We start from the raw sequence: 7,102 nt of genomic DNA on the forward strand, positions 1-7,102 counted from the left end.
TGGCCACGGGTCCTCTCGCCGGGTGTCAAGGACTCTGGCTTGCCTGCTGGTGGGCGGCCCTCTCCGCCTTTCGCTCCCACCAGAAGTTCAGCATGAGCAGACCCACGCCCACGACGAGTAGCACGTCGGCGATATTGAACACCCAGGGCCAGATCTCGATGTGCTGGCCGGCGACTGTGAAGCGCGGTTCCATTTTGACGAAGTCGCGAACCACCCCCTGCTGATGGAACCGCGGCTGGAGAGAGTCAGGAAACGGCCGCGGATGCTCGCCATTGGGCCAGGTTCCGACCATTTTGACGCCGGGGCGGTCCAGCTCCGGGAGCCGCTTGACCGCATCCGCGTACTCGCGGTCGCCGACGGTGTAATGGACCACGTCGGCCACCATGAACACCCGGTCGTACATGTTGCCCAGTGCGCCCGCCAGGACCAGTCCCAGGGCCACGTGGAGGCTTCGGCGTTCGCGGCTGCTGTGATAGAACAGGTAGAGGACGAAGGCCAGGGCGACCACCGATGCGGCGATGAACAGGGGCACCAGGCCTTTGCCCATGCCGAACAAGGCGCCGGTGTTCAGCGACCGCCGGAAGGTCATCAAGTGCGGGATGATCTCCATCGAGGTCGAGGCGTCGGGGTTCGCACTCAGATGGGAGAAGGCCCAGTCCTTGGACCAGAGATCCGCGAGCAGTCCCAGAGCGGCCGCCGGCCACAGTCGGAGGTGCGACCGCAGATCACGCATCGCGGATGGGACCGGGAGAACAGGGGCTGAGTCCAGTTGCTGATACGCGGTGATTTGCGGACTTTCTGCCATAGAGGAGATCGGGCGAGGACGGCTAGACTAATCCCAGCTCACGCTTGCGGGCATACTCGATGCAGTACTTGGCCCATGGCTTGGCTCGCAGCCTGGCCTTGGTGATCGGCTTCCCCGTGGCCAGACACATGCCGTAGGTACGATCCTGGATCCGTTCGAGGGCTTCGTCAATCTCGCGGAGCAGCCCGCGTTCGTTCTCGATCAAGCCGAGGGTCAACTCCTGTTCCCAAGTGTCGCTTCCGATGTCGGCCATGTGGATGGGCATTGACGACAGACCGCTGGTACTCTGCCCTCCCCCTGAACGAATCGCGCCGTCCTCGAGGTTGGCCACATCGCCGATGAGCTCGTGGCGCTTCTCCAGCAGCATCTCGCGGAAGCTCTCGAGTTCTGCCGGGGTCAGGTACGTTGGCGGAATCTCTGCGGGCAACTCGGGGATCACGGGCCGCCGGTCAATTCGCACCGGCCGGGGGTGCCGAGCTGACGCCATTCCGTCCGCCGGGCGGGGCTTGGTCTTGGGGTGGCCATCGACACCTGGGCCCCCAGCCCGCTGGCGGTTGTTACCGCCTGGGGCACGGTTGACGGGCTCGATCTTCACAACCGGGGTCTTTTTGACTTCGGGGGTGGTCGTCTTGGTGATCGCTGGCTTTTTGGGTTGTGCTGAGGTCGCAATCTCCTGTCCGGCCTTCTTGGCTGGCCGGGTCTTGACTGGGAGCTTGCCCGGCTTGGCTGGCTGGGTCAGATTGCGGGAAGGGGCCTGGTTGCCGGCGGTGGCGCTGCGGGGACGAGGTGAGGCACTCTTGGCCGGCCGAGGTGTTTCCACGGCCTTCTTGGGTCGGGCGATCTTTCCCGCCTTGGGTGCCGCCTTTTGGCCTGTTTTCTTAACTGTCGCTTTTTTCGCCACGCTCCACCCTCGTTCGCGCAACCTTATATCTGACAAGATGAAAGGATAAGCCCTAAGCCTTGTTAGTATATGTTCAATTGGCCTTAATGTCAAGGGCAGGCGCCTCGGCGATTTCGGCCAAGCCCGGAAGCTCCCGAAACAAAGCCTCCTGTGCGGCCGTCATGTCGGTTTGTCGTCTGGCCATGACCCGTTTGGCGACCTCCAGGCACCGTCCGAGCTCGTAAGGTTTGCGGGCCGTGGCGGTCAGCCAGGTGAACGACGGAACGAACTTGGGGGCGAACTCGCAGGTTGCGATATTGGACCCGAAGCCGACCACGGCTCCGGTAGGGAACATCTGGCCGATGCCCGTCTTGCTGTGGTCGCCGATGGTTAAGCCCGCGAACATTTGTCCCGATTCGACCTCGACACCGTTGATTGGCACGCGAACCGTGCCATAAGTGTTCTTCAGATCGCTGTTTACTGTATCGGCGGCCAGGTTGACCCACTCGGCCACGTAGGAGTGGCCAAGGAAGCCATCGTGCTGTTTGTTGGAGAAGCCGTGGATGATTGACGACTCCAGTTCGCCGCCGACTTTGCAGCGTGGTCCGATGCTCATGGCGTCGCGGAGGGTGGCTCCGGGCTGGATCAAGGAGCCGTCTCCGATGTAGCAGGGGCCTTCGATGCTGACATTGGGGGCGATGGTGACGTCCTGGCCGACGTAGATGGCCCCATGCTCGGCGTCGAGGACGACGCCGGGTTTCAGGACGGTCCTGGCCCCGACGTGGATGGCGGACTCGTTGAGCAGGTGAACGCCCTGGCAGATGCGGCCGTCCAAGCCGGCTGGCGAGCCCGCCCGCCTCCATCCGAAGTTGAGCATATCTGGGTTTGCGGCGACCAGGTCCCAGGGGTAGCCGATCAGCTTCGGCGTTTGGACGAAGCGATGCTCGGGGATGCCGGCGAGCACCTGTCGAAGAAGCACACGGTCGAGCCAGGTTTGAGGGCTGAGTTTCTCGAAGATTTCCTGGTTGGCCCGGAGGGCGACGAGCCAGCCGTCCTGCCATTGGGCGGAAGGCAAGGGTCCAAGGTCCAGCGGGCTGGTTAGGAGGAGGCGGCCATTGATGAAGACGGCCGCCTCGCCAGCCGGGACGCGGTTGACCGGCTGGGCGAAGCGTTCGGCCGTCACTGCTGCCATGATGGGGCGGCAATAGTATGACACCTCCGAGCCGTTGAGGCTGGCGGTGATGTGGTCGGTGAGTCGGCCATAGCCGGTGCGCAGTTCGAAACACGTCCGCCAGTAGGTCAGCGGGAGCAGCTGGCGATAGGCTTCGTCCTCGAAGATGACGGTGGTTTCCATGGCTTCTGGCAATATCGGACGGGCTGCGCGGGGGTCTCAAGGAAAGCGGAGCGGATTGGCGTGTGGGCAGTGGTGGAGCGTCAGGCGAGGCGGGTAGGCGGCGGAATGGCGTCACTGGGCCAGGAAGTCGGCGATGCCTTCGGCGATGGCGGCGGCCAGCTTGGCCCGATAGGCGCCGTTGTTGAGGGCGGCGGCATCCTGGGGGTTGGTGAGGAAGCCACATTCCATGAGGACGGCAGGGCGGGAGTGTTCGCGCAAGACGTGGAAGTCGCTGCGTTGGATGGCCCTGGTTTTGATGCCTGACCGCTTGAGGGCGGCGACAATGCATTGTGCCGCTCGGCTGCTGGTGGAGGTTGCCTGGGTGTAGATGTGGGCCTCGACGCCGGAGGCGCTCCGGTTGCGTGGGGCGGAGTTGACATGGATGGAGACGAACAGATCGGCGCCGGACCGATCGGCCATCACGGATCGCTGTTCGAGGCTGGGGTACACATCGGACCTGCGGGTCATGATCACGCGGACGTTGCGGGCCGCCAGGATCTGGCCTATTTGCATGGCGATGTCGAGCACCAGGGTTTTCTCGGGGTAGGTGGTGGAGTGTCTGGGCCAAGTGCCGGCGTCTTTGCCGCCGTGTCCTGGGTCCAGCATCACGGTGCCGCGGACTTGTCGTGGTGTAGGCGTTGGGGGCCTGGGGGGCAGGGGGGGGAACGTCTGGGTGGGTCGCACCGGAAACGGATGGTAGTAAGGTCCCGGCAGGTTGGTGATGACTGACTCTCGTTCGGGGCAACCGGTCAATGAGACAAGGGCACAGAGGCAGAAGGCTGCGGCGACAGGGCGTCGGAGACTGGACATCACTCCAGGAGTTTAGTGGCCGGGCGTTAGCCGTCAACTTGTGGTCGTTGCGAGTGGGAGGATGGAGGCGGTGTGGAGCCGCTTCTGGTCGAAAAGCGGAAATAAGTCTTGCGACGGGGGTGTGTGTTTCATATTCTCTGTTGGAAGGGAAGAGAGCGGGACCCAAGCGAGCGGGTGCCGTGATGGGAAGATTGCTGGGCGAGGGCCGCAAGAGTCGTTGGAAAGGCGATCGATTCAATCCGTCATAGGGCCGGCAGACCGGATGGGTCAGGGTTTCCTGGCCGGCATACGGGCATCGCGGGTGGATGGGCCGGTTGTGGATGTCCCGGTCGCTCCGGCGGGCGTGACCGATCTGGTGGTGGAAGGCATCTGCAAGTCTTTCGGGGACGTTGAGGTTCTGACCGACATCAGCTTTGGCGTGGGGGATGGCGAGTTCGTTACCCTGCTGGGCCCGTCCGGCTGTGGGAAGACGACGCTGCTGAGGATTCTGGCCGGTCTGGAACTGCCTGATCGCGGTGAAGTGATTCTGAGTGGCAAGCGGATGACGGGTTTGCCCGCCAACCGCCGGCCGGTGAACACGGTTTTCCAGAGCTATGCCTTGTTTCCGCATTTGAGTGTGGCGGAGAACGTTGCTTTCGGTCTTCGTTCGCGTCGGACGGCTGCTGCGGAGGTGGAGCTCCGGGTTGGCCGGGCCCTGCAGATGCTGCAGATGGAGCCTCTGGCCAAGCGTTACCCGCACCAGCTCTCGGGCGGGCAGAAACAGCGTGTGGCCCTGGCCCGAGCCCTGGTGAATGAACCGGCGCTGTTGCTTCTGGACGAGCCGATGTCGGCGCTGGATGCCAAGCTTCGGGCCGAGGTTCAGATTGAGCTTCGCGGGCTGCAGCGTCGTCTGGGGACGACGTTCATTCTGGTGACCCACGATCAGGAGGAGGCGATGACCGTGTCCGACCGGGTGCTGGTCATGCGTGGGGGTCGGATCGAGCAGAGTGGCACGCCGTCCGAGGTTTACGAGCGTCCGGTGAACCGTTTCGTGGCCGAGTTCCTGGGTTCGGCCAATCTGATCGCCGGGCGGCGAGCCGGCGGTCTGGTGTGGACGGGAGTTGGCCTGCTCAAGGTGGACGAGCCGCCGGGGTGGGACGAGGGCACGCTGGCGATCCGTCCTGAGCGGATCCAAGTCTGTCGTCGCCGTCCGGGGGTGAACGGTGTGGCTGGGCGGGTGCGGGAGTTGATCTACCGTGGCGATCATATGGACCTTTTCGTTGAGCCGGGTTCTCTGCGGGTCCGCACCGCGCCACGACCGGAGCTGTGCGTGGGGGCCCGGGTGTGGCTGGAGCTGCGGCCCGAATACCTGGTGCCCTTAAGTGACTAGACTGCTCATCTGGTACGGGGAGCTAGCCACGGGGCGGCGGCTGTTCCTTCGGGGCGGGTGCTTTGTCCTGCCCTCGCTGCTGTGGTTGACTCTGTTCCTCACGTTACCCTCGATTGCCCTGGTGGCGGTGGCCTTTGCCCAGCGTGGCGCCTACGGCGAGGTTGTCTGGCATTTTACGCCTAAGAACTTCCAGCGGCTTCTGGGCTACGGTCTGTTCGGCTGGTCGGCCGATTACCTGCTGATCCTGCTCCGCAGCGTGTGGGTTGCCCTGGTCACGACGGTGTTCGGGGTCGTCTTGTCTTATCCGCTGGCCTTTTTCATTGCGTCGCGGCGGGGCCGGGCTCGCTACTTGTGGCTAGCCCTGATCATCATTCCCTTCTGCACCAACCTGGTGATCCGCAGCTATGCGTGGCAGTTATTCCTGTCGAACCAGATGCCGCTGGCCCGGCTGGCACACTGGTTCGGCTGGCTGCCGGAGGGCTGGGCGCTGTACCCGGGGACGGTGGCCGTCTACCTGGGCATGGTCAGCAGCTTCCTGCCCTTTGCGGCGTTGCCGCTGTACGCCAGCGTCGAGCGGTTGGACTGGTCGGTGGTGGAGGCCGCCCAGGACCTGTATGCCTCGCGCTGGCGGATTTTCGTGCACGCCATCGTGCCGCAGACGATTCCGGGTTTGACGGTGGCCCTGATCCTGACCTTCATACCGGCCATGGGCGTGTTCGTCGTGCCCGACCTGCTTGGCGGGGCCAAGCACATGCTGATCGGCAACCTGATCCAGCAGCAGTTTGGTGCGAGCCGCGACTGGCCTTTTGGGGCGGCGATCAGCCTGGCCCTGATGGTGCTGACGCTGGTGGGTTTGTTCCTGCTTCGCCGTTCCGGCGGTAACGACCGGGGAGGAGGGGACTGGCTGTGAATCGCCGCGTGCCGATGTGGGTATCCGTCCCGGCGGTTGTGACGCTGGCGTTTTTGTACGCCCCGATGCTGGCGGTGGCGGTTTTCTCGGTGAACCTGAACCGGCATGGGCTGGCCTGGAAGGGATTCACGCTGAAGTGGTACCGCGAGCTGATGGGCAATGACATCGTGCTGGAGGCGGGCTGGAACACGCTGGTTTTGGCGGTGGTTTCGACGGTGCTGGCCACGGTTCTGGGCACGCTGCTGGCGGTTGGCATGTCGCGGTTTCCCTGGCCGCGTTGGACCCGTGGTTTTCTGGACTTCTCGCTGTACTTGCCGGTGGTGACGCCGGACATCATTTTCGCGGCCGCCCTGGTCGTGGCTTTTGGTCTGCTGCGGGTGTTTTCCGACCTGTTCAATCCTGGCATGCTGACCATGATCATTGCCCACGTGACCTTTCAGGTTGCCTTTGTCGCCCTGGTGGTACAGAGCCGGCTGGCGACCATTGGCCGGACGCTCGAGGAGGCCGCCCGCGACCTGTATGCTGATACCCCTTACCTGCTGCGGCGGGTGATGCTGCCGCTGCTCATGCCTGGGATTGTGGCCGGGGCCATGTTGGCCTTCACCCTGTCGCTGGACGATTTCGTGATCAGCTTTTTCACTGCCGGTCCGGAGTCGATGACGCTGCCGATTTACATCTATTCGTCTCTTCGTCGCGGGATCAGCCCGCAGCTTCACGCCCTGTCGACGCTTGTTTTTTTGTTCACCATTCTGTTGGTGTTCGGTTTGCAGGGGTTGGCGCGGAGGGGGCAGGAGTGACGGGCGAGACGGGGTGTCCCGCTGATTGGGGGGGATGGCCCCCTTTCGATGGCTTGGGCCGGCTCTCTGGACAGGGGGGTGGGGTTGACCGGTTTGCCTGGCTTGACACCGGATCCGGAGTGGTGGTTGAGTCTGGGG

Annotated in this window: 7 protein-coding genes; 3 read left to right on the forward strand and 4 right to left on the reverse strand. The window is 63.8% G+C overall.

Translation table 11 applies throughout. The features are described 5' to 3' along the window. Nucleotides 1–25: 25 nt before the first annotated feature. From KA354_15845 to KA354_15860, 4 genes are all read right to left on the reverse strand, one after another. Complete coding sequence (locus tag KA354_15845; protein MBP7936114.1) at nt 26–733, reverse strand: signal peptidase II; 708 nt, start codon at nt 731–733, stop codon at nt 26–28. A 94-nt stretch (nt 734–827) separates the two neighbouring features. Next, nucleotides 828–1,706, reverse strand: a complete 879-nt coding sequence (locus tag KA354_15850) for a TraR/DksA C4-type zinc finger protein (GenBank protein MBP7936115.1) — start codon at nt 1,704–1,706, stop codon at nt 828–830. A gap of 73 nt (nt 1,707–1,779) precedes the next feature. Then, on the reverse strand, nt 1,780–3,039 hold the full coding sequence (locus KA354_15855) for a hypothetical protein (GenBank protein ID MBP7936116.1): 1,260 nt from the start codon (nt 3,037–3,039) through the stop codon (nt 1,780–1,782). 111 nt (nt 3,040–3,150) lie between these two features. Beyond that, entirely contained in the window at nt 3,151–3,687 is a 537-nt protein-coding gene (locus tag KA354_15860; protein MBP7936117.1) for an N-acetylmuramoyl-L-alanine amidase, read from the reverse strand. A 463-nt stretch (nt 3,688–4,150) separates the two neighbouring features. On the opposite strand from KA354_15860, the gene KA354_15865 reads away from it, so the two are divergent. Genes KA354_15865 through KA354_15875 form a run of 3 tightly spaced genes read left to right on the forward strand, consistent with a single transcriptional unit; the run spans nt 4,151 to nt 6,964 of the window. Then, nucleotides 4,151–5,257 (forward strand): ABC transporter ATP-binding protein, encoded by a 1,107-nt coding sequence (locus KA354_15865; GenBank protein ID MBP7936118.1) that lies wholly within the window; start codon nt 4,151–4,153, stop codon nt 5,255–5,257. Then, nucleotides 5,250–6,167, forward strand: coding sequence for an ABC transporter permease (locus KA354_15870; protein ID MBP7936119.1), 918 nt, complete (start codon nt 5,250–5,252; stop codon nt 6,165–6,167). The genes KA354_15865 and KA354_15870 overlap by 8 nt, the downstream gene beginning before the upstream one ends. A 14-nt stretch (nt 6,168–6,181) precedes the next feature. Then, the gene (locus KA354_15875) at nt 6,182–6,964 is read left to right on the forward strand and encodes an ABC transporter permease (GenBank protein ID MBP7936120.1); all 783 of its coding nucleotides are present in this window, start codon (nt 6,182–6,184) and stop codon (nt 6,962–6,964) included. The last annotated feature ends 138 nt before the right edge of the window (nt 6,965–7,102 follow it).

This window comes from Phycisphaerae bacterium, assembly GCA_018003015.1.
Lineage (GTDB): Bacteria > Planctomycetota > Phycisphaerae > UBA1845 > PWPN01 > JAGNEZ01.